The organism is Methylobacillus draconifructus (assembly GCF_045984355.1).
Taxonomy (GTDB): Bacteria; Pseudomonadota; Gammaproteobacteria; order Burkholderiales; family Methylophilaceae; genus Methylobacillus; species Methylobacillus flagellatus_A.
This window is the reverse complement of sequence record NZ_JBJQII010000005.1, coordinates 70,683-93,004: the sequence shown is the minus strand read 5'-3', so window position 1 is coordinate 93,004 and position 22,322 is coordinate 70,683. Positions and strand designations below refer to the sequence as shown.

At 59.9% G+C, this 22,322-nt stretch carries 15 protein-coding genes and 2 tRNA genes; 8 read left to right on the top strand and 9 right to left on the bottom strand.

The genetic code is table 11. The features are described from left to right. Nucleotide 1: 1 nt before the first annotated feature. Complete coding sequence (locus tag ACJSDX_RS11580) at nucleotides 2–1,381, bottom strand: cell division protein ZipA C-terminal FtsZ-binding domain-containing protein (protein ID WP_407994818.1); 1,380 nt, start codon at nucleotides 1,379–1,381, stop codon at nucleotides 2–4. 105 nt (nucleotides 1,382–1,486) lie between these two features. After that, nucleotides 1,487–4,993, bottom strand: a complete 3,507-nt coding sequence (gene smc / locus ACJSDX_RS11575; RefSeq protein ID WP_407994817.1) for a chromosome segregation protein SMC — start codon at nucleotides 4,991–4,993, stop codon at nucleotides 1,487–1,489. Nucleotides 4,994–5,054: 61 nt separating this feature from the next. Between smc and queF the strand changes: the two genes are divergently transcribed. The 5 genes from queF to ACJSDX_RS11550 all read left to right on the top strand — a co-directional run bounded on the left by queF (nucleotide 5,055) and on the right by ACJSDX_RS11550 (nucleotide 10,079). Then, on the top strand, nucleotides 5,055–5,474 hold the full coding sequence (gene queF / locus ACJSDX_RS11570; protein WP_407994816.1) for a preQ(1) synthase: 420 nt from the start codon (nucleotides 5,055–5,057) through the stop codon (nucleotides 5,472–5,474). A gap of 32 nt (nucleotides 5,475–5,506) precedes the next feature. Continuing rightward, a complete protein-coding gene (locus ACJSDX_RS11565) occupies nucleotides 5,507–7,519 on the top strand; it encodes an LTA synthase family protein (protein ID WP_407994815.1) in 2,013 nt (670 codons plus the stop codon). Nucleotides 7,520–7,524: 5 nt separating this feature from the next. Continuing rightward, on the top strand, nucleotides 7,525–9,813 hold the full coding sequence (locus ACJSDX_RS11560) for a lipopolysaccharide kinase InaA family protein (RefSeq protein WP_407994814.1): 2,289 nt from the start codon (nucleotides 7,525–7,527) through the stop codon (nucleotides 9,811–9,813). Between the two features lie 74 nt (nucleotides 9,814–9,887). Further along, nucleotides 9,888–9,963 (top strand) — tRNA-Ala (locus ACJSDX_RS11555). A 40-nt stretch (nucleotides 9,964–10,003) separates the two neighbouring features. Then, nucleotides 10,004–10,079, top strand: a tRNA-Glu gene (locus ACJSDX_RS11550). A gap of 45 nt (nucleotides 10,080–10,124) precedes the next feature. Here ACJSDX_RS11550 and ACJSDX_RS11545 read toward each other — a convergent pair. Both ACJSDX_RS11545 and ACJSDX_RS11540 read right to left on the bottom strand, forming a co-directional pair. Further along, nucleotides 10,125–11,294, bottom strand: coding sequence for a phospholipase A (locus ACJSDX_RS11545; protein WP_407994813.1), 1,170 nt, complete (start codon nucleotides 11,292–11,294; stop codon nucleotides 10,125–10,127). Between the two features lie 67 nt (nucleotides 11,295–11,361). Then, the gene (locus tag ACJSDX_RS11540; protein ID WP_407994812.1) at nucleotides 11,362–11,763 is read right to left on the bottom strand and encodes a hypothetical protein; all 402 of its coding nucleotides are present in this window, start codon (nucleotides 11,761–11,763) and stop codon (nucleotides 11,362–11,364) included. A gap of 227 nt (nucleotides 11,764–11,990) precedes the next feature. Between ACJSDX_RS11540 and ACJSDX_RS11535 the strand changes: the two genes are divergently transcribed. Then, nucleotides 11,991–12,710 carry a S24 family peptidase gene (locus tag ACJSDX_RS11535; RefSeq protein WP_407994811.1) on the top strand — a complete coding sequence of 240 codons (720 nt, stop codon included), beginning with the start codon at nucleotides 11,991–11,993 and terminating at the stop codon, nucleotides 12,708–12,710. Nucleotides 12,711–12,719: 9 nt separating this feature from the next. Here ACJSDX_RS11535 and ACJSDX_RS11530 read toward each other — a convergent pair whose 3' ends face one another. Genes ACJSDX_RS11530 through modA form a run of 4 tightly spaced genes read right to left on the bottom strand, consistent with a single transcriptional unit; the run spans nucleotide 12,720 to nucleotide 15,757 of the window. Next, nucleotides 12,720–13,238 (bottom strand): class I SAM-dependent methyltransferase, encoded by a 519-nt coding sequence (locus ACJSDX_RS11530; RefSeq protein WP_407994810.1) that lies wholly within the window; start codon nucleotides 13,236–13,238, stop codon nucleotides 12,720–12,722. Nucleotides 13,239–13,257: 19 nt separating this feature from the next. Further along, nucleotides 13,258–14,310, bottom strand: coding sequence for an ABC transporter ATP-binding protein (locus ACJSDX_RS11525; RefSeq protein ID WP_407994809.1), 1,053 nt, complete (start codon nucleotides 14,308–14,310; stop codon nucleotides 13,258–13,260). Further along, the gene (gene modB / locus ACJSDX_RS11520) at nucleotides 14,300–14,980 is read right to left on the bottom strand and encodes a molybdate ABC transporter permease subunit (protein WP_407994808.1); all 681 of its coding nucleotides are present in this window, start codon (nucleotides 14,978–14,980) and stop codon (nucleotides 14,300–14,302) included. The genes ACJSDX_RS11525 and modB overlap by 11 nt, the downstream gene beginning before the upstream one ends. Before the next feature lie 6 nt (nucleotides 14,981–14,986). Continuing rightward, a complete protein-coding gene (gene modA / locus ACJSDX_RS11515; RefSeq protein ID WP_407994807.1) occupies nucleotides 14,987–15,757 on the bottom strand; it encodes a molybdate ABC transporter substrate-binding protein in 771 nt (256 codons plus the stop codon). Nucleotides 15,758–15,857: 100 nt separating this feature from the next. Between modA and mnmC the strand changes: the two genes are divergently transcribed. Continuing rightward, nucleotides 15,858–17,798: a bifunctional tRNA (5-methylaminomethyl-2-thiouridine)(34)-methyltransferase MnmC2/FAD-dependent 5-carboxymethylaminomethyl-2-thiouridine(34) oxidoreductase MnmC1 gene (gene mnmC, locus ACJSDX_RS11510; RefSeq protein ID WP_407994806.1), complete on the top strand. Its 1,941-nt coding sequence runs from the start codon at nucleotides 15,858–15,860 to the stop codon at nucleotides 17,796–17,798. Between the two features lie 28 nt (nucleotides 17,799–17,826). Continuing rightward, nucleotides 17,827–19,920, top strand: coding sequence for an O-linked N-acetylglucosamine transferase, SPINDLY family protein (locus ACJSDX_RS11505; RefSeq protein ID WP_407994805.1), 2,094 nt, complete (start codon nucleotides 17,827–17,829; stop codon nucleotides 19,918–19,920). On the opposite strand, the gene ACJSDX_RS11500 is transcribed toward ACJSDX_RS11505, so the two are convergent. Then, the gene (locus ACJSDX_RS11500; RefSeq protein WP_407995001.1) at nucleotides 19,892–22,315 is read right to left on the bottom strand and encodes an EAL domain-containing protein; all 2,424 of its coding nucleotides are present in this window, start codon (nucleotides 22,313–22,315) and stop codon (nucleotides 19,892–19,894) included. The two genes, ACJSDX_RS11505 and ACJSDX_RS11500, sit on opposite strands and share 29 nt — an antisense overlap. Between the last annotated feature and the right edge of the window lie 7 nt (nucleotides 22,316–22,322).

Sequence of the window (22,322 nt, the reverse complement as noted above, 5' to 3'; positions counted from 1 at the left end):
ATCAGGAGAACAAGCGCAAGGCGTAAGCCTGGCCAGGCACAATGCCGTGCGCGATCATCTTGTCGTGGATCAGCTTGATCTGCTGACGAATCTTGTCGATCTGCGCATCCCCCAACTCGCGCTGCTTGTCATCCACCAGGCGGGCGCCCAGGCCGTGCTCCATCTGCCTGGCCAGCAGCACCATATGGTTGTACGCTTCGGTGTAGTTCTGCACCCTCGGGATATCCAGCTGGAAGGTAAGCCCACGGATCACCGAGGTGCGCAGCATCTCGACGGTAAATGGCAATTTGTCATGGTTGACCACGGAGAACAACACCTGTTGGCTGCCGCTGCCGTCCTCGACAATATAGTGATAAGCGCCGTCCTCGCCCAGCGTCAGGCCGCCCGCTTCCGCGAGCCCGCGGAACTTGGTGCCGGTGAATGGGCCGCTTGCCCCCTGCGTAAGGTGGAAACCGACCATCTGGTCCACTTCGATGCAGAATTGGTCAAGCTCTGTAGCCTGCTGCAACGGGTTTTCCGTGTTCAGCCACTCAATCGACGCACCCAGGGAGCCGGCCAGCTCCTCGACTGCCAGGTGAAAGCGCGACAAGGTGCCGGTCGAGACCGCGCCTGCGCGGTCGGCTAGCTGCAAGGTACAGATGGCGGCGCTGAAATGGGCCGACTCCTGCTCCCGCGTCAGCAGATGCCAGCGCTGGTCGCCGCCCAGCCCGTAGGCATACACCGGCTTGTCGATATCCGTGATCGAAAGCAGGAACTCACGCAGCACCTGGCCGCTGGCTGGCGCTGCCAGCGAAAGCACGCCGACAAAATCGATCTCGGGATTCACTTCAGGAGGAATCGTCAGGACGGGACGGGTAGCCGGCTCCGGGGCATATTCCGGCTCTGGCGGCTGCTCGGGAACAGCCGCTTGCAGCGCCTCGACTTTCTTTACGCTTTCCTCTTCGATGGCATCTTCCCATGGCGGCACCTCTGCCTCTTCCGGGATATTGGCAACTATCGTTTCCTCTAGAGCATCTTGCTTTATAGTATCTTCCTTGGCTTCATACGTTTCCGCGAAGGACGCGCGCTCCCCAGCAGGCTCGTGTTCTGGCTCGTACTGGGGTTCATCATCCAGGCTATTCGCCTGTTGAACGGATGCATCAGCGCGCTTAACGTATTCAGCGTCAGAAGCATCCTCGTCATCCTGTACGGCATGGGGGTCGATATGAAACTCTTCATTGCGGATGGCGCGCGCCTCTTCCATCAATGCATCGTACTTGGGCTCGTCGAAACGCTTGAAGGCCTCCTGCTTGAACTTGCGTTCCTGCCACCAGTTGAAGGCCAGCACAGCGCCGATGATAAGGGCGCCCAGTCCCAGTAAGGCCCAATGTAGATCAGTCATTATTTTAATACTCCACGCTTCTTGATCTGATAAATGATCCTGGTTTATTCAAGGGTGTTGCCGATGCGCCATGAGTGCTGACAAGCGCCAAGAGCGGAATCCTGTTCATGCTGCCTCGTGCATCTGAAATGCTGCCGCGATATCCACCTCCACAATACGGGAGACGCCGGATTCCTGCATGGTGACTCCGATGAGCTGCTGAGCCATTTCCATGGTTATTTTATTATGGCTGACAAATAAAAATTGTGTGCGCTCCGACATTTTTTTCACCAGGGCGCAGAAACGCTCGGTATTGCTGTCGTCCAATGGCGCATCCACTTCGTCCATGAGACAGAACGGGGCTGGATTGAGGCGGAACAAGGCGAACACCAGGGCCAACGCCGTCAGCGCCTTCTCGCCGCCGGATAGCAGGTGGATGGTGCTGTTCTTCTTGCCCGGCGGCTGGGCGAATACTTGCATGCCGGTATCGAGGATTTCATCGCCCAGCATTTCCAGCTTGGCCTGCCCGCCCCCAAACAATTCCGCGAACAATTCGGCAAAGTTGCGGTTGGCCTCGTCATAGGTGTGCTGCAGGCGGCTGCGCGTCTCGCGGTCTATGCGCCGTATCGCATCTTCGAGCGTGGCGACGGCCTGCTCCAGGTCTGCCGACTGGCTGTCCAGGTATTGCTTGCGCTCGCGCTCGCTTTCCAATTCCTGCAGCGCGGCGAGGTTCACCGGCCCAAGCCCCTCGATTTCCCCGCCCAATGCCGCGATCCGGCGTTCCAGATCGCTGGTTTTCGTGTTGACTGTCAGCCCTTGCACCAGCGCCCCTTCCTCCAGCCCGCATTCCTGCAGGTTCTGTTGGCATTGCTCAAAGTGGAGGCGCGCCTGCTGCTCATTGAGGCGCGACTGCTCCAGCTTGTCGCGCAAAGGGTGCAAGGCCTGCTCGTATTGCATGCGGCTGCGCTCCTGCTGCTGTAATGCATTGTCGGCCTCCGCCAACGCGTCGCGTGCGGCGGCCAATGCAGCCTCCTGCTGCTGCTTGCGAACGATCGCGGCTTCCAGGTTGGCCTTGAGGTTTTCCATTGCCGCAGCCTCGAGCAACGCCTGTGCCTCCTGGCGGCGGATGACGAGGCTCTGCCGTTCTTCCTGGATGGCGTTCAACCTGCTCTGGCTATCCGCGATGCTGGTCGCCAGCAGCTTGTGATTGAAGGTTTTTTCCTGTGCGGCCCGCTCGGCTTTTTGCCAGGAAACCCGCACCGCATTCAGCTCGTTTTCAGCGGCATGGCGCCTGGCCTGGGTTTCCTGGCGTTCGGATTGCAGTTGGCCAAGGGATGCCTGTAACTGGCCGAGCTTTTGCTGCTGCTGTTGACGACCAAGCTGTAATTCTTCGTGTTGCTTGCCAAGAACGGCAATGTCTTTCTCCAGGCCTTGGCGGCGCTGGGCGATATGCTGCCTTTCCTGTGTGAGCTGCTGGATCTGCAAGCTACGCTGGTGTTGCGCCTGTGTCGTGCCGCGTAACTGCTGCTGCAATTGCTGTTGCTGCTGGCGCAACTCCTGCTGCTTGAGTTCTGCCTGCTGCAAAGCATGCTTGGCCTCATGGAGCACTTGCTGCATTTGCGGCAGGCCCACCTCCAGCATGTCCAGTTCGCGCTGGCGTTCCAGCACGCCGTGTAATTCCGAGTTTTGTGCATGCAGGCTGATGCTATGGCGGTCGTAGATATCGCCTGCGGCAGTGACCACGCTCTGCCCATTTGCCAGCGACAGGCGCAGCTTCCCGGCTTCGTCCGCCGTTTGCGCAACCAAGACATTGCCCAGCCAGTTTGCCAGCAGGCCCTGCAGCCCCGGCTCATGTACCTCGACCATGGCGCTCAACTGCTGTGCATCGGCAGCGGCCGAGGCTTGATCGCCAGGAAGGGCAAGCACCACCGCTGCGGGAGGACGCTCCGCCACGACGCGTGCCATGTCCTGCTCCTGCAGGCCGACAATCGCATTGAGGCGGGCGCCAAGCACCGCCTCGACCGCGGTTTCCCACCCCGGGGTAATCCTGATCTTTTGCCAGAGCCGCTCGCCGTCATGCAAGCCGCGCGCGCGCAGCCACCCTTCCAATTGTCCCTGTTTGCCCAGGCCGGCCTGTATCTTGCGCAGGGAGGCAGCCTCGGCTTCTGCCTGTGCCAGCCGGCGTTCATGTTGCAGCAGTTGTTCGCGCAAGGCGCGGACCTGCTCGGCCTGTTGCTGCTCATGCTCCCGCAGTTGCTGCAAGTCTTGTTCAAGCCCGGCTTGCTGGTCGGCCGCTTCCTTGAACTCGGCTTCCAGTTCATGCAACTTAGCCTCATCCGGCATATTCAGATTGCCCGCCTCCTGCTGCATGCGCTGCAGGCGCAACTTGGCATCCTCCAGGTTGCGCTCGGCATGCTTGAGGCTGGCATCCTCCAGGCGTATGGCCTGCTCCGCCTCATGCAATGCCCGTTGCGCGGCGGAGTGGATATGCAGCGCGGATTGGAAGGCGCGCTCCATTTCCGGCAGTTTCTGCTTCAATGCCTGCAGTTGTTCGCCAGCCTCGACCTCCTCAGCGCTGGCTACCCGTTGCTGTCCTTGCAGGGTTTGCAGTTTTTCACTGAACTCCTGATGCTGCTGGTCGAGCTTGTGCGATTGCGACTCTATCTGTTGCAGTTGCGCCTGCAGGCGCGAGCGCGCCTCCTGCGTGTGGCGCAACTGCTGCTCCTGGTTGGAGACTTCTGCGTTGGCTTCGTAATAAGCCGCCTGCGCTGCCTGCAGTTGCGCCGAAGCCGCCTGATGTTGCTGGCGCAAGGCCTCTAGGCCGCTCTCCGCCTGCCGCAGCGCGGCCATTTGCGCCTCGAGCTCGATGCCGAGCCGGTTCATGGCGGCCTTCGACTTCTCCCACTGGTTGCCGGCATCACGCTTCTTCAACAGCCAGAGCTGTCCTTGCGCCAGTTGCAGGCTGTTTTGCAGGCCCTGGTATTGCAAGGTAACCGCAGCCTGCGCTTCCAAGCGCATGATCTGCTTGTCCATTTCCTGGCGGATATCCTCCACCCTCACCAGGTTGTCGCGCGTGTCCCGCAGGCGGTTCTCGGTCTCGCGGCGGCGCTCCTTGTACTTGGAAATGCCGGCGGCCTCTTCGAGGAATACGCGCATTTCCTCGGGCCTGGCCTCGACAATCCTGGAGATCGTGTTCTGGCCGATGATGGCGTAGGCGCGACCGCCCAATCCTGTGCCCAGGAACAAGTCGGCCACGTCGCGGCGGCGCACGGCCGCATTGTTGATGAAGTAGCTGGAGCCTTTTTCGCGCTCGATCACGCGCTTGACGGAGATTTCGGCGTACTGCGACCATTCCCCTGCCGCGCCGCCCAGGCTGTTGTCGAAAATGAGCTCGACGCTGGCACGGGAAGCCAATTTGCGGTTGCCGGAGCCGTTGAAGATGACATCCGCCATGGATTCGCTGCGCATTTCCTTCGCGCTGGACTCGCCCAGCACCCAGCGTATCGATTCCATGACGTTGGATTTGCCGCAGCCGTTGGGGCCTACCACGCCTACGCGCTGGCCATGGATATGCAAGGTAGTGGGGTCGACGAAGGATTTAAAACCAGCGAGCTTTAGATGAGTCAGGCGCAATTGATGAAGGTCTTGGCTATAATGACACTTTTTTGATAATCCGATTTATACGGTAGCCCTTATGTCTAGTCAACCCAGCAAAGCTTTGGAAACCTTCGACAACCCCAATCCCGGCCGCGATTTCCACATCCATATGGAGATCCCCGAATTCACCTGCCTCTGCCCGAAAACCGGCCAGCCGGATTTCGCCGTGCTTTACCTGGATTACATTCCCCACCAGAAATGCGTCGAGTTGAAGAGCCTCAAGCTTTATATCTGGTCTTTCCGCGACGAAGGCTGTTTCCATGAAGCCGTGACCAACCAAATTCTCGATGACCTGGTGGCGGCGACCGATCCCAAGTTTATGCGCCTTACCGCCAAGTTCTACGTGCGCGGCGGCATTTTCACCAACGTGGTTGCCGAACACCGCAAGCCAGGCTGGCAGCCTCAGCCTCGCGTCGAATTGGCCGAATTCGCGCCACAATCCAATATCCGCGGTTAAACATTCCATCAATTAACGAAAGTCGTCATCACATGGTCGGTTTGTTGGAACGTAGCCGCAGCTCACTCTGGACACTGGCAGGCAGGTTCGGCCCCTACGCGCCCCTGCTGGTCATGACATTGGTCAGCTTTTTCATCTTCAGCCTGTCCCGGGCTGGCCTGGTGGCTTGGCAGTATGACCGGGTAACGGCCGTCTCCAGCTGGCAGGAAGTCATGCTGAATGGTTTGCGCGTGGACAGCATCCAGATCGGCTTGATGTGGCTGCCTGCGCTGTTGCTGGCGCCTTTGCTCGCCATCGGCAGGTTCTGGCGCGTGTGGCGCAGCTTCAGCTACTTCTGGGTAGTGCTCTGCGTCAGCCTGGCGATACTGTTGGAACTTGCCGCTCCTGGCTTCATCGGCGAATACGATGCGCGTCCCAACCGGCTGTTCGTGGAATACCTCAAATATCCCAATGAAGTATGGTCCATGCTGTGGAACGGCTTCAGGATACACCTGTTCGCCGGCGTCATCGGCACGTTCCTCGCAGCCTTGGCCATGGACTGGCTGATGCATCCCTGGCTTAAGCAGCAACCGCGTTGGAGGGACTGGGCCGTATGGCTGAGCTGGCCCCTCATTTTTATCGTTGCAGCCCTGGTAGTACGCGGCACGGTCAGCCACCGCCCGGCCAATCCGGCCATGTTTTCGCGCACGACGGACTCCATGGTCAACAGCGTGATCCTGAACTCCTCCTGGTCACTGATCCACGCCGTATACAGCCTCAAGCATGAAAACAAGTCGAGTGAGATATATGGCGTTCTTCCCGATGAGGAAATCTACCGTATCGTGAGGGAAACCCGCGCGAGGTTCGATGAGAGCTTTTCCCCCGTGGAGCATCCTGGCTTGCCCACCCTGTCGCAGCTGACGCCGTCACGCACGCGTGAGCGTCCGCTCAATCTGGTCATCATCCTTGAGGAAAGCCTGGGTGCGACCTTCGTCGAATCGCTGGGCGGGACGCCCGTGACCCCCAACCTCGAAAAGCTCAAGGAGCAAGGCTGGTGGTTCGAACAGATGTATGCGACGGGCACGCGTTCCGTACGCGGCATCGAGGCGGTCGTCACGGGTTTCCAGCCGACGCCGGCGCAAAGCGTCGTCAAGTTATCCTTGTCGCAGCGCAATTTTTTCACCCTGGCTTCCCTGCTGGAACAGCAAGGCTACAGCACCGAGTTCATCTACGGCGGCGACTCACACTTCGACAACATGGTGGGATTCTTCATGGGCAACGGCTTCCAGCGCGAGCAGGATTTCGATAGCTATGAAAAGCCCGTGTTCGTCGGCAGCTGGGGCGTTTCGGACGAAGACCTGTTCAACAAGGCGCATGACGAGATCATGGCCAGCCACGCGAGCGGTAAGCCCTTTTTCACCTTGGTCTTCACCTCGTCCAACCATGCGCCGTTCGAGTTTCCCGACGGCCGCATAGAACTTTACGACCCGGTCAAGGCGACCGACAACAACGCGGTGAAATATGCCGACTACGCGCTCGGCCAATTTTTTGCCAAGGCGCAGAAGAGCGATTACTGGAAAGACACCTTGTTCATCGTGGTCGCCGACCACGACATCCGCGTCCATGGGCATGACATGGTGCCCATCAACCACTTTCATATCCCGGCGCTGATCCTGGGCGCGGATATCGAACCGCGCCGCATACAGACCGTGGCAAGCCAGATCGACCTGCCGGTGACCGCGCTTTCCCTCATGGGCATCAAGGCGCAACACCCGATGACGGGACGGGACTTGAGTCATGGCGACGGCGACCAGCCCGGCCGCGCCATGATGCAGTTCGAGAACAACTTCGCCTGGATGGAAGGAAACCAGGTTGTGGTGCTGCGCCCCGGCAAGGAGCCTGCGCACGGCACCTGGGACGTCAAGACAAAGAAGTTCAACCAGGCGCAGCCGGCCGCGGACCGGACGGAGTTCGAGGCGCGGGCGTTGGCGAACTCCCTGCTGCCGTCGCTGCTGTACCGCGAACGCCTTTATCACATGCTGCCTCAAGAAAGTAAGCCCCAATAAAGCGTATGGACACGATAGAGAAAACGCCCATCCAGGGATACATCCAGCCCGCCGGGCCCAAGACGCAATTGCCCCAGCCATCCATGCTGACCTGGGAAATCATACGCAAAGGGCTCGCGTATATCCTCAAGGGCAAGATGATGGTGCCGGACAGCCACCTCCCCCCTGCCGCCCATGACGTGCCAGTAGATTTCGCCGGGGTCGGGGTCGCCACCTCGGGCAATCCCGAGGTGGATGATTACGTGATTGCCCGCCTTGAGGAATTAGGCCTGCGCCAGGTCAGGCTGGACTTCGGCTATGGTGACCTTGAGCATGATGCAGCACGCTTGCTTGAGACATTGCTCGACAAGGGGTTCAGCGTCATGCTGCACCTGGTGCAGCCATTCGAGGCCGCCATCGCCATGGAGCAAGCGACAGCCCAGCAGGCCTGGCAGGCATTCCTGCAACAAGTGCTGAATCGCTACGGCAGCCGCGTATCCATGGTCGAGATCGGCTCGACAGTCAACCGCAAGCGCTGGGCCGGCTATACGCCGCAAGGGTTTCTCAAAGCCTGGGAAATTGCCTACCGCGAAGTCAAGCAACGCAACATCACGCTTGCCGGGCCGAATATCAGCGATTTTGAACCGCTGTACAATATCGGCCTGCTGGAAATCTTTCAGCAGCGCGGCCAATTGCCAGATGTCCATACGAACAACCTGTTCAGCGAACGCTCGACCGAGCCGGAGCGCTTCGACCACCGCATTCTGAAATACCGGCAAGCCACCGCGCTCAAGTTCAACCTGGTGAAAAAGGCGCGCCTGCTGCACAAGATCACGGCCGATTACGGCGTGCGCGAAGTCATGTCGCCCTCCGCTTTCTGGACCTTGCCACGCATCCTGCGTCTGTTGCCGGATGGCGAGCAGAAACAGGCGGACTATCTTGCCCGCTACATGATTTTGTGCGCGGCATCCGGGGCATTGCGCCAGGCGTTTTGGGGGCCGTTGATCTGCCACCGCGAAGGTTTGATCGACGACGGCAGCGACAGCTACCCGGCACTGGAGCGCATAACCCACTATGCCAGCGTCACGGGCGACATCCAGCAGTTCCGGCCTCGCCCGAGCTTCTACACCATGCAGGCCTTCGTGCGATTGATACCCGGGCGGCATTACCTGGGAGCGCTGCGCAGCAGCCACGGCGTGGAAATTCATGCCTTCAAGGACAGCCAGACCCTGGTGCATGCGGTCTGGACCACCAATGGCAAGGGCGCCGTGCTGGCCGACCATTACCAGCTGGATGACTTGCAGCATGCCAGCTACATCAGCCGCGAGGGAGCGCAGCTGGCGACAAGCCCCGGCCTCGCCAGCGAGTCGCCGATCTATATCACATGGCCAGCAGGAAGGAACATCATCTTGAAAACGGAAAAAGGCCTGTTTGCGAACCTGTCGATCCAACGGCACGGGGAACAGGGCGAAGACAAACACCACCACGCCTACCAGGATGATGAATGGCGCGGCATCCTGGTCGCCGGCAGCGACGAGGAGGCTGCCCTGCTAAGCCAGGCGCTCCACCCATCCCGGCTGGGCAAGCCGCCCAAGGACGCCATCCTGCGCAAGGCACGCAACGCGATCTGGACCATAGCGGACCCGCGCGACCCTAGCCGCAAGCTCGTGGTAAAGCAACCGGTCAAGATGCATGTGCATAAGAAAGTACTCGACCAGTTCAAGCTCTCGAAAGCCAAGCGCAGCTGGAACGGCACCAACGAACTGCTGCGCCGCGGCGTTGAGGCGGCAGCGCCGATTGCCTATTTCGAGAAGCACGGCGACCGCTCCCTGCTGCAGAATTACTATATTTGCGAATTCGTCCGCACCGACTTTTCCATCCGCGACATCTTTATTGCCTTCCACAATGGCGAAACCTCATACGACGGCATCACTGCCGAGCAAATCTATCCGCAACTGACACGCTATCTGCTCAACATGCACGATAGGGGCGTATTTTTCCGCGACCTTTCCGGCGGCAACATCCTGGTCACCAAGCTTGAAGATGGCCAGCTTGCATTCTCGCTCATCGATACCAACCGCGCCCATTTCTTCAATCATGGCATCCCTTTATCCAAGCGGCTTTCAGACCTCACGCGCGTATGCGTCAAGCTGCCCTGGCATAGCCGCGAGCAACTGGTCGGCATGTACCTCAAAGCCATGAAGCAGGAGTTCGGCTGGCGCCAGCGCCTGCCCTTTCACCTGTACGATTTCAAGGTGGGCATGAAAAAACGCGTGGGCCGCAAAGCCATCAAGCGCCTGTTCAAGAATAAATAGCGCTTTATTTGAATTAATTGGGCTAGAAGCGTTGACAGGCATGGCCTGGATCATTAATATAGCGGCTCTTTTTCGGGGGTATAGCTCAGCTGGGAGAGCGCTTGCATGGCATGCAAGAGGTCAGCGGTTCGATCCCGCTTATCTCCACCAAAAATAGATGCCCGGAACCATCCGGGCATCTGACGATGAAGTCCCCATCGTCTAGAGGCCTAGGACATCGCCCTTTCACGGCGGTAACCGGGGTTCGAATCCCCGTGGGGACGCCAGCATAAAAAACCCAGCATCCGCTGGGTTTTTTATTGCCTTACACCCTACCGCGTCACGGAAATCCCCAACCTGATCTGGGTTTCCCTGTCCTTGTCGTAATCAAGCAGGGTCTCGCCGTACCCGGAGAAAATCTGCAGATGGGCGAAGGTACCGGTGCGCGACAGGATGCGGTCGCTCAAGGGATAGGAAATATCCAGCTGGCCCGTCGCATAGCCTTTCGTGCCCTGCCGGTAAAGCCCGGTGACCATCAGGCCGTCTTCGCGGCCGTAGCGCAATTGCCAGTCCGCATAGCCGCGGTAATGCTGGATATCGGAATTCTCATCCTTGTCGATATAGGCGTAGATTTTGGGGGAGAACGTCAACCGGCGGCCGTTGGCAAAATCGAGGTGCCAGCTCGGGCGCACATAGGCGGTATTGAGCGAGCGCGAATCCACCCCGCCCTGCCCGTTTGACTCATGCTCTATGCCGATACGCCAGCTGTCGGGGAACAATCCTTTAGAGCTGCCCGCCCAGCGGTAGAACAACCCGGGGCGGTAGCTGGTATCGCGAAACGGGCTGGAATCGCCGCCGATGTCCCACAAGGTGGTCTGCGTGTAGCTGAAGTAGAGGTTGCTCAGGAACGGCGCATATTGCGCCACGGAGCCCTTGGGCTCGAACGGCCGGTATTTGAAGCTGATCTGGAAGCGCGCATCTGCGCCATGATCATCGCCGTTGCCGAACAAGAAGTAGATGGGCTCCTCGGGGCTCAATGCCGGTTCGTCGTCAGGCGCGGCGATGACGACCTGCGGCGCCGCATTGCTGCTTGCCACGGGCTCCGCCGCCACCTGCGGCTCAACCGCTGCCGCCACATTTTCATTGCTGGCGACCAGCAGCACGGTATTGGAGGATTGCTCGATCAAGGCCGCGCGCACCACGCCGACGAAATCCTGCCGCGGAGTGCCGCTATACACCTTGCTGACTTGGTTGCTATTGCCGTCCTGCGCCGTCAGCTCGATTTCATCGCTGACGCCGGCGCCTGAAAGCTTCAAGCGCATACTGGCAGGCCATGCAGGGATGTTCTGCGGCTTGACCACCTGGAATGACACAGGTTGGCCAATGCTGATTGTTTCGCCCTGTGCGACAACCAGCCATTGCTCTTCAGCCCATGCCTGGGATGATAGCAACAACATGACGGGCGCCATGATGATGGCGCGATGATATTGAAAAAAAGGCATGTTCGTCCTGACCGTGGATTAATACAGATAGCCATATATTAAACATGGATGGCTCAAGTTGGACAGTTCAGGCGTGAATTGGTGCCGCGTCATGCTCGGCTACATGGTGCTCGATATAGCCCAATGCAGGCTGGAAGAAGGCAATTTCCTCAGGGCGCCAGTTGCACCCCCCTTCCCGCAGCATGGTAGTGACGGCGACGATATGACCGTCAGCGTTCCTGACAGGTGCAGCGAGGTAATTGCGTCCATGGATATCGCATCCTTGCTTCAATGCTTCATGCACGGAAACGGAATAGGAAAGCGCCGCATATTGCAAGGACTCTTCCAGCGATATGCCCAAGCGCGCGCGGAGGAATACATAGCCCTTATCGATGACGTGCGTAAAAATAGCCGAAGCCGAGAAGATATGCTGGATGCTGTGAAGAAGCCGGTAGCTTTTAAATGCGGGCGGCGTATTGATTAATTGCAATCGCTCAATTAATAAAACAAATCCATGCGCCCCTATATATGGGTTACATATAGGTTCATCAAGAGTATGATAATCAATTGACACTGTCCGCCTTGCTGCTGGCTCGGCACGACAGCGCAGTTGCTTGGGCTATCACGAAAATGAAGATGCTTTCAATTCAATTTTGACAACGATTTTATAGTAAAAAAGAAATTATAAATTGTCAACAATTAAATCAATATTTATTTATGAAAACCCCTACTCCCCCTGAAGTCGAGAACGAATCACTGTATTTTTCATGTAAAGAGCTGGCTGAGCTGCGCTTGCCCGGCAAGCCAGGAACCCGCCAAGGTTGGGATGTCATCGTCAATGCGGAAAAATGGCCCTATATCGAAGTGGCGAGCAGAGGCAGGAAAGGCCGCACGAAGAAATACCATCCTCCGGCGGAACTGCTGCAATTAATCAATAAGCAATATCCCAATGGCCGCCCGGCACCCCACCGCTACAGTACCGGCTCCGGCGCCAAGGCGCATGTGGCGAATGATTACGTCGTCTCCTCCAGCAGGGTGGCGAGATATGACAAACCCAACTACCGTTACGAATCGCTTGAAGAGTACTTGGTGGAAAGCATCGATTTCAATCCGGCCAGCAGCCAGCTGGATACGCCCTACCAGCACCTGAAGATATTCACGGTCAGGGGCACCAGCCTCGAGCCTTCCATGCATGACGGGGACGAGGTGCTGGTGGATATACGCTGCCGCTCTTTCGACGACAATGCCGTGTTCGTGATCGGCCAGAACGATTTCATCCGCATCAAGCGGGTACAGCTGCGCCTGGATGGCACGGTGGTGGTCAGGAACGATAACGACGGCGACCTGCCGCCAGAGGTCTATACCGCGGAAGAAGCCAAGCGCTTCAAGGTCATCGGCAAGGTGATCCCGTTCAAGTTCGGCCGCTTCAAGCTGTAGCGCCGCAAACTATAGTGCGAGTGCCACCAGGCGCTGTAATACCGCAGGGTTGGGCAGCGGTTGCAATAACCCTTCCTCGTAAGCCGCTATCCTCAGCAGCGGCTTGAATGTATCGGCCAGCTCGTTGCTTTTCAAAAGAAAATCGGGATTGCTCGGCCGGCCGTATTGCTCATGTCCCTGCATGAAGGTTTCGTAGACCAACACCCCTTGAGGCGCCAGGCTGCCCGCCAATACAGGCAGCAACGGCCGGTGCAGGTAGCGGCATACCACGATGGCATCGAAGTATTCGCCAACATAAGGCCAAGCGCCTTGCTCGAGGTCGCGTGCCTGCACCTCAATGTCGGGAGCCTGGCTTTTCAATGTAGCCAAAGCCGCCGCATCACGATCCACTGCGGTTACCCTGAAGCCCTGCCGTGCAAGCCAGACGGCGTTGCGTCCGGCGCCGGAGGCCACGTCCAACACCCGCCCTCCGGGCTTGATGTAATGGCTGTGTTCTACCAGCCATGCCGAAGGACATGACGCTTGCATTGTTAAGGAGTTCACGCAGCTAGGCCTCGAGAATGTGGATTTGCTCAGTGCGCACTGCCAGCCGGACCGGTTGCTGGATAGCCAGCGGAATGGTGGCCGGACATTGCAACTCCAGTATATCGCTTGTCCCGGGCAAACTGACGCTGACCAGCCAATGCTCGCCCAGGCGGACCAGGTGGCTGATATTGCCGGCAAGGCTGCCTGGCACGCCTGTAGATGCCGCCAGGCGTATTGCCTCTTGCGGCAGGCACCAATGCAGGGTTGTACCAGCTGGAAGAATGCGTTGCAACTCCAGCTCCTGGTCGCCCACCGCCAGCACGCTGCGCGCCCCGGAAGTGCGTACTATCGTGCCGGAGAAGATGTTGCGCACCCCGATCAATCCGGCCACAGCACGGTTCAAGGGCTGCCTCACTACATCGCCTGGAGTTCCCTCTTGCAGGATGCAGCCCTGCCCCATCACGGCAATCTTGTCCGCGAGCAGCTGGGCCTCGTTGAGGTTGTGCGTGACCAGAATCATGGGAATGTTGAGTTGCGGCTTGAGCATCGCCAGGACGCGGTACAGGCCATCCCGGGTGATGCTGTCCAGAGCCGAGAAAGGCTCGTCCAGCAACAGGATGCTGGGCTGGGCTGTCAAGGCGCGCGCCAGCGCAACGCGCTGCTGCTGGCCGCCGGAAAGCTCGGCTGGCTTACGCTGTGCGAATGCGCCCAGCTGCACTTTCTCCAGCCATTCCCTGGCGCGTGCCGACTGCTCCTGCTTGGGCAAGCCATGCAAGGCTGCCGCGACATTCTGCAGCGCCGTCATGTGGGGGAACAGGCCATAGTGCTGCGGGACATACCCGATGCGGCGTTGCTGGGGTTTCAGCTTGACGCTATCGCTGAACCAGGTGTCGCCGTTGAGGCTGATGGTGCCGGATTCGGCATGCTGCAAGCCTGCGATCATGCGCAACAAGGTCGATTTGCCGCAGCCTGACGGCCCTAGCAAGGCCAGCAGCTCGCCGGCCTGGCAATGCAGTGCCGCATTGAGGGCAAATGGCCTTTGTTGCCGGATGTCCAGCCGCAGTTCAGATTTCATGGTAGTTTCCGCGACGGCCAAAGCGCTTGGAAAGGCTGTTGGCAAGCGCGAGTACGATGATGGAGAACAGCAGCAGCATCAAGGACATGCTGCCCGCCGCTTCGAAATCCAGCGCCTGCACCCGGTCATAGATGCTGATCGCGATGGTCTTGGTTTCGCCCGGCAAGCTGCCGCCCACCATGAGGACGACGCCGAATTCGCCCAGCGTGTGCGCAAACGTCAGCACCATGGCAGTGACGATGCCGGGCCAGGCCAAGGGCAGCTCCACGGTCAGCAAGGTACGCAACGGGGACATGCCGCAACACGCCGCGGCATCGCGCACCTCCTGCGGAATGGATTCAAACCCGCGCTGGATCGGCTGCACGGCAAACGGGATATTGACGATGATGGAGGCAATCAACAAGCCGGAAAAATGGAACACCAGCAGGTGGCCGGTCCATTGCATCAGCCATTGCCCGAGCCATGACTGGCTGCCCAGGCCGACCAGCAGGTAATAGCCCACCACGGTGGGCGGCAGAACCAAGGGCACGGCCAGCAAGGCCTCTATCACCGGCTTTCCCGTAAACTGGCGGTAGGCCAGCCAGCGCGCGGCCAGCAACGCCAGCGGCACCAGCACGATAATGGTCATGACGCCCAGCTTGAGCGACAGCCCGAGGGCGATCCAATCCATCAGCGTCTACTCGCCGGGCAGGACGAAGCCGTAGCGGCCGAACACTTGCCGTGCCGCAGGTTGCTGCAGGAAGTCGTAGAATGCCTTGGCATTGCTGCCGGAGTTCTTGAGCAATACCATGCGCTGGCGTTGCGGGCTGTGCCAGCTTTCAGGGATTTCTGCATATTTCACGGTATTGACCAATTGGGGTGATTTCACGAGCGATAGCGCCACAATGCCGCCGTCCGTAGAGCCGCTGGTGGCAAACTGGGCTGCCTGGGCGACGTTCTCCCCCAGCACCAGCTTGGGCTGGATCTGCTCCCAGATGCCCGCATGCTTCAGCACCTCGACCGCACGGCGGCCGTAAGGCGCATGCTCGGGGTTGGCAATGGCAAAGCGTTGCAGTTTGCCAGCCTTCAAGGCCGCCTGTAAACCCTTGAGTTCGGGGTCGACTTCCAATGCGGCCTGCTTGAGAGTCACGATGACCAGGTGGCCGGTAGCGTACAATACGCCTTCGTCCCGGGTGAAGCCGCCGCTATTGAGCTTGGCCACATATTCCTCATCCGCGGAAAGGAAAAGCTCGAAGGGCGCGCCATTGCTGATTTGCGTCGTGATGGCGCCAGAGGAGCCGTAGGTGACGGCGGGCTTTTCCCCGCCTTGTTTCTCGAATGCCTGAGTGAGTTCCTCGAGGACGAACTTGAGGTCGGCTGCCGCCGCGACCCGCGCAGGTTCCGCATGTGCGGCCAAGCTGAATAGCAGGCCCAGGGATAAAGCCAGGCGCAAGGCGGTTGATTTCATGATGATATGCTTTCTTTGGAAAATGGCGGGTTGACGAGTGACTGCATTATTTTCTTTAAAATATAACGAAATATTATAATCAAGCCGGTCAAAAAAGAACATGTCTACACAACCTCCCCATCAGGCATTGCTGGAATGGCACGAAGGCCAGCCCTATTCTGCGCATTTCGGCGATGTGTATTTCTCGCGCGAAAGCGGACTGGAAGAGACGCGCCATGTGTTCCTCCGCCACAACCAGCTTGCCGAACGCTGGCAGGCCATGCAGCAGGACACATTCACCATCGTCGAGACCGGTTTTGGTACCGGGCTCAATTTCCTCTGCGCCTGGGAATTGTGGGAGCGGATAGCCCCTTCCCATGCAAGGCTGCATTTCGTCAGCATCGAGAAATTCCCGCTCGGCCACGCCGACCTCGCCCGCGCATTGGACTTATGGCCTGAGTTAAGGCATTACAGCGCGGCCCTCCTCTCCGAATACCATCAGATCGTTCCCGGCTGGCAAAGGCTGGTGTTTTGCCAGGGACGGGTGCAGCTGACACTATTGATTGGCGATGTGCTCGCATTGCTGCCGCAATTGAACAGCCGCGCCGACGCCTGGTTCCTGGACGGCTTCGCGCCCTCGCGCAATCCGGAAATGTGGCAGGAGGAGCTGTTCGCCACCATGGCTGCTTTCTCGCACAAGCAGACCACCTTTGCCACGTTCACCAGCGCAGGCATCGTCAAGCGCGGACTGCAGGCCGCCGGGTTCGAGGTGCGCAAGGTCGCCGGGCACGGGCGCAAGCGCGAAATGCTGTGCGGCCGCTTCACGCGGGGCGAACGTCCCGCCAGGCAAGCCGGACGCGCCGTCGTCATCGGCGGCGGCATTGCCGGCACAGCCAGCAGCCACGCGCTCGCCACGCGGGGCTGGCAGGTCAACCTGGTCGAGCAGGAACCGGCGCTGGCGCAACATGCCTCAGGAAACCCGGTGGGCGTGCTCTATCCCAAGCTCGCGCGCAAGGACGTGCCGCTGGGCCGCCTTTCGCTTGCAGGTTATCTGCATAGCCTGCGCCTGCTCCGGCAGCTTGGGCTGGATGCAGCCTTCCATGCGCGCTGCGGCATGCTGCAACTGGCCTTTGACCAACGCGAGCTGGAGCGCTGCCGGACCATCGCCGAGCAGGGGCTTTCACCCGAACTGCTGCACTGGGTCGACCGGGAACAGGCCGGCAGGATTGCGGGCATTGCCTTGCAATATGGCGCCCTGCATTTCCCCGAGGCCGGCTGGGTCAGGCCGCGGGCTTATTGCAAAGCGCTGGCCGCGCACGCCAACATCACGCGGACATTTGCCGCGCGCGCCACCGAGTTAAGGCAGCACGGCAACGGCTGGCAGGTATGGACGGGTGAACAGCTATTGGACGAGGCAGACATCGTCGTCGTCGGCAATGCCGCGCAAGCTGCCGGCTTTGCCCAGACCCGCCATTTGCCGCTGGAGCAGGTACGCGGGCAGATCAGTCAGCTCAAACATGTCGCTGGTGCACCGGTGCTGCATACCCTGCTGTGCACGGACGGCTACATCAGCCCGTTGATCGATGACGGCTATTGCCTGGGAGCGACTTTTGTCCCGGGAGACACCGCGACCTCGGTGCGCGATGAAGAGCACGAGCAGAACCTGGACATGCTCAAGCGCATGGCGCCGTCGCTATACGCCGCCCTGACGCCGCAATCGCCGACAGGACGTGCCGCCGTCCGCTGCACCAGCCCGGACTACCTGCCGCTAGTGGGTCCGGTACTGGATGCCGCCCTGCTGGAGGCCAAGCCGCCGCGTTACACTGCCGATCCGGCCTCCAGCCTGCCTTGGCTGCCAGGGCTGTACGTCAATACCGGCCATGGCTCCAGGGGGCTCACCACCGCCCCGATCGCGGCGGAAATGCTGGCCTGCGCCATCCATCACGAACCCGCCCCGGTCGATAGCGAGCTGCTTGCCGCCCTGGACCCCAATCGCTTCGCGTTGCGCAAACTGGGATTGAAGCGCCTGGTGAGCGGCCTGGCATGCCACCCGCTGCGTTGATTGTCTTTAATATGGTTTAATGCAGGGCATGAATCCAGACCAGCTATTCCATGCGGCCCTTGATGCGCACCGCCAGGGGCAACTGAAACAGGCGGAACAATTCTACCGGCAGTTGCTGGCCGCCGCTCCCCGGCATACCCACGGTTTGCATTATTACGGCGTGCTCTGCCACCAGTCCGGCAGGCACCAGCAGGCTATCGAATTGATAGCTAACGCCATCCGCATCAACCCAGGCAATGCCGACCAGCACAACAACCTCGGGCTGGCATTGCGCGCCGACGGCCAGCTTGATGCCGCCATCCAGCAATTCCGCCAGGGCCTGGCATTGGCGCCTGGCGACGGCGACCTCTGGCAGAACCTCGGAGCGGCGCAATATGCGGCAGGCGACCTTGCCGCTGCAAGGGCTGCGTACATTGAAGCAAGGCAGCGCTCGCCGCAGGATGCAGACATCCATGCCGGGCTGGGCAATGTGTTGCAGGCCCTGGGCAACCAGGCGCAGCAGGCGGGCGATTTCGCCGAGGCCGAACGGCATTTCCGCGACCTCGTTGCGTTGCAGCCGGGTAACGCCGCGTGGCACTACAACCTCGGCAACGCCTTGCGCGAGCAGGGACAGGCAGCCGTGGCAGCGGAAAGCTACCGCAGCGCGCTGGCAATCTCCCCGGAGGATGCGGATGCGCACAACAACCTGGGCAACGTATTGCGCGAGCTGCAGCAACTGCCTGAAGCCGTCGCCTGCTACGAGCGTGCGCTGGCGATCAATCCCAGGCTCTACCATGCCCGCGTGCATTTGGTGCACCAGCGGCAGCACCTCTGCGATTGGCAACACCTCGATGCCGATATTGCCGAGATCAGGCGCTGGGTCAACGACACTCCCGAGGCCCAGGTGTCGCCGTTCGCCTTTCTCTCCATGCCTGGCACCACGCCTGCGGAGCAGCTCAAATGCGCGCAGAACTGGACGAACAACCGGCACGGACAGCTGTTATCTGCAACGCCATTAACACAAGCAAGTTTCCTGCAAGCAAAGTCCCGGACCGGCGGAAAGCTGCATATCGGCTACCTGTCCTGCGATTTCCGGCTGCATCCGCTCGCCTCGCTCGTCACCGAGATGCTGGAACTGCACGACAGGGAACATTTCAAGGTCAGCGCTTATTCCTATGGCGTGGATGACCGCACCCCTGCAAGATTGCGCCTGCAACAAGCCGTGGACCACTTCGTCGATATCCGCCCGCTGTCGTTGCAAGCCGCCGCAGAGAGGATACATGCCGACGAGGTGGACATCCTGGTCGACCTCACCGGCTATACCCAGTCCAGCCGCAGCGGCATACTGGCGCTCCGCCCTGCGCCGGTACAGGCATCCTGGCTGGGCTTCCCCGGCACTATGGGCGCGCCGTTCGTCGACTACCTGATCAGCGATGCGGTCATTACGCCTGAAACCGAGCAAGATCATTATTCGGAGCGGCTGGCATTGCTACCACACGCTTACCAGCCCAACGACCGCAAACGCCCGGTGGCCCCGGCGCCCAGCCGGGAGTCCTGCGCCCTTCCTGAAAATGCGTTTGTGTATTGCTGCTTCAACCAGGGCTTCAAGATCACGCCCGGGGTGTTTTCCTGCTGGATGCGGCTGCTGCAAGCGACTCCCGGCAGCGTGCTCTGGCTATTGCAAGGCCACCCCGAGGCCGGCCGGAACTTGCAGCAGGCGGCGGAAAGCCATGGCATTGCGGCTTCGCGCCTGGTCTTCGCCCCGCGGGTGCCGATGGACCAGCATCTTGCCCGGCATGCCCATGCAGACCTGTTCCTCGATACTATCCCCTACAATGCCCATACCACGGCAAGCGACGCCTTGTGGATGGGCGTCCCGCTGATCACATGCCGCGGCGGCACCTTCGCCAGCCGCGTGGCTGCCAGCCTGCTGCAGGCTGTTGGCCTGGGCGAGCTCGTGACAACGGACCTGGCAGCCTATGAAGCGCTGGCGCTGAAACTTGCCCATGAGCCGGCGCTGTTAAAGCAGTACCGGGACCAGTTGCTGAGCACGCGCGAGCATTCGGCGCTTTTCGATACCGGGCGCTTTACCCGCGACATTGAAGCGCTTTACCTCAGGCTATCGCAGTTGAAGCAAGGCTAGTTCCCTCAGGCTCGGCAGGCAGGCTGCTCAGCATTGCCATGGCGGCGATATTGATGTCGGCCACCAGGATGCTGCTCAAGCCGCCATCCGCATCGAATAAGGGCAAGGATACCGTGAGGCAGAAATCCTCGGTCGCGGTGGATAGGTAGATGCTCGAGATATAGGGGTTGAGCGAGTCGCGCACCGCGGTGTAATAAGCCTGCAGGCTGCGGTCAGCCCCTGCCCCGCCCGCCTTGATCTTGCCGTACATATTGGGATTGATCCAGTTCGCGAAACGCTGGCTGCCGTCCGGGTTGAGCTCGAACACCACTTCGAAGAACGGATAGTCGGAGAAGCAGCTATCCAGGCAATGCGCATCCGCATTGCGCGGCACGGTCTGCAGCAGCTTGAGCGCATTGAGCGCGCGCGATTGCCAGTTAATGTATTCATCGCTGCGGGGAATGACCAGGCGTGGCGGGTCCGACTCCACGACAATGATACTGCCGATATTGGATTTGCCGATTTTCTTGAGCGAGGCGGCGCGCTCGGCTGCTGCCACGCTATTGGAAATGCGCCCCTGATTGCCGTTGACCACCGCGATGGAGACGCTCGCGACCGGGTGGTCCTTGCCGTCCTCGGTAGTAAAGAAGCCGCGCTCCAGGTCGCTGCTGTCGTACAGGTGCACCGCCAGTGCCTGGAAGTGGCTCACCACCTTCAATAGCAAGTTGACCAGCCCCGGGTCCTCATGATCCAGGATCAGGACGAAATCGTCGCCGCCGATATGGCCGACCAGCACGCCCGCACGGTTGTTGAACTCCTGGCGCACGATCTCGGACAACAGGCGGATCATGGCATCGCCGCGGATGAAGCCGTAACGGTCGTTGTAGGCCTTGAAGTGGTCGAGATCGATATAGACCAGCTGCGTAGTGGGGTTGTTGCGCAAGCTCACATCCAGGGACTGGCGCAGCGTCGGCCCTGTGGTGAGGTGGCTCAAGGGATGCAGGTTGCCCGAGCTGGTCTTGCGGCTGATGATCTGCGACATGATTTCCAGCGGATGCACAATGCCGATATAGACGCCATCGTCGCTGACCATGATCCAGGGCTCGATCTCGCCGCGTTCCAGGTACAGGCCGCGCGCCAGCGTGGCCGAAGGCATGCGCGAGGTAATCATGCGCGGCAATGGGTCGCAGTAATTGCCCAAGGCATCGTTGCGGTAGGTGAACACCTTGCCGCGCTTCAGCAAGCCGATAGGCCGCAAATTGTCCAGCACCACGGCGCAGGCCACGTCCGGGTTTTCAATGAACACCTTCCGGGCTTGGTCTATGGGAGTGTTGACCTCGATGGTGATACCGCGGCTGACGAATTCGTTGATGCGGAATTCATCCGGGATCGAGGAGCGATGAGACTCATCCCGCGCCGGCAGCGCCGTCACCATTTGGGCCGGCACTGCTTCGGGCTTGGCAAAATAGAATCCTTGCGCATACACCAGGCCGAGATCCTGGCAATAGGTAATATCCTCCACGCGCTCCAGCCCCTCGGCCACTATCGTGCATCCCAGGCGCTGCGCCATGGAGATGATCGCCTCCAGCAGCACGGTGCGCACGCGGCTGCCTTGCGCCTCGTGCACGATGGCCCTGTCGATCTTGATGAAATCCGCCTTGACGACCGCCAGGGTACTCAGGCCGTTGAAACCCGAGCCCATATCGTCAAGCGCGATGCGCAACCCCTGGGTGCGGATCACGTCGCAGTGCTTGGCTAGCACCTCGGGCGACACTTCCTCGCTTTCCACAATTTCGATCACCACGTCGCGGTGCTCCATGCCGTGGCGGTCAAGCGCATCCAGCATCACCGACAGCCAGTCCCCGCGCATGATGGTTTGCGGCAAGACGTTGATGAACAAGGGAGTGCCGTGGGGAATAGCCTTGGCCTTGCCCGCCAGGGCTAAGTCCTGACACACCATGTCGAGCTCGACGGCGCGGTTCACCTGCCTGGCCAGGCGGAACGCATCCTCGCCGCTCAACATCCTGCCATCGGGGTCACGCAAGCGGCACAAGGCCTCGTAACCGAAAATCTTGCCGTTCTGGGTGAAGTCCACGATGGGCTGAAAGTGCATTTCCACGTGCCGGCTCAAGTCTTCCAGCAGCCACGGGTGCCGCATGCGGGCATAAAAGGTATTGAACGGCATGACGCCGGTCATCAACTCCTCGATATCCTGGCTGCCGTCCGGCCCGTACCAGACGTAGGCCTCTTCGAGCACTTGCTCCGTATATTCGAGCGAAACCTTGTCGAGGATATTCAAGAGCTCCTGGTCGTGTTCGCACGGGAACGCCAGCACAACAGGCGAGGCCCCTTGGGCGGCATGTGCTTCGGAGGCTGATTGCAGGGAGCTGTTCAGGAGTTTTATATAGAGCTGCATGGCCTGT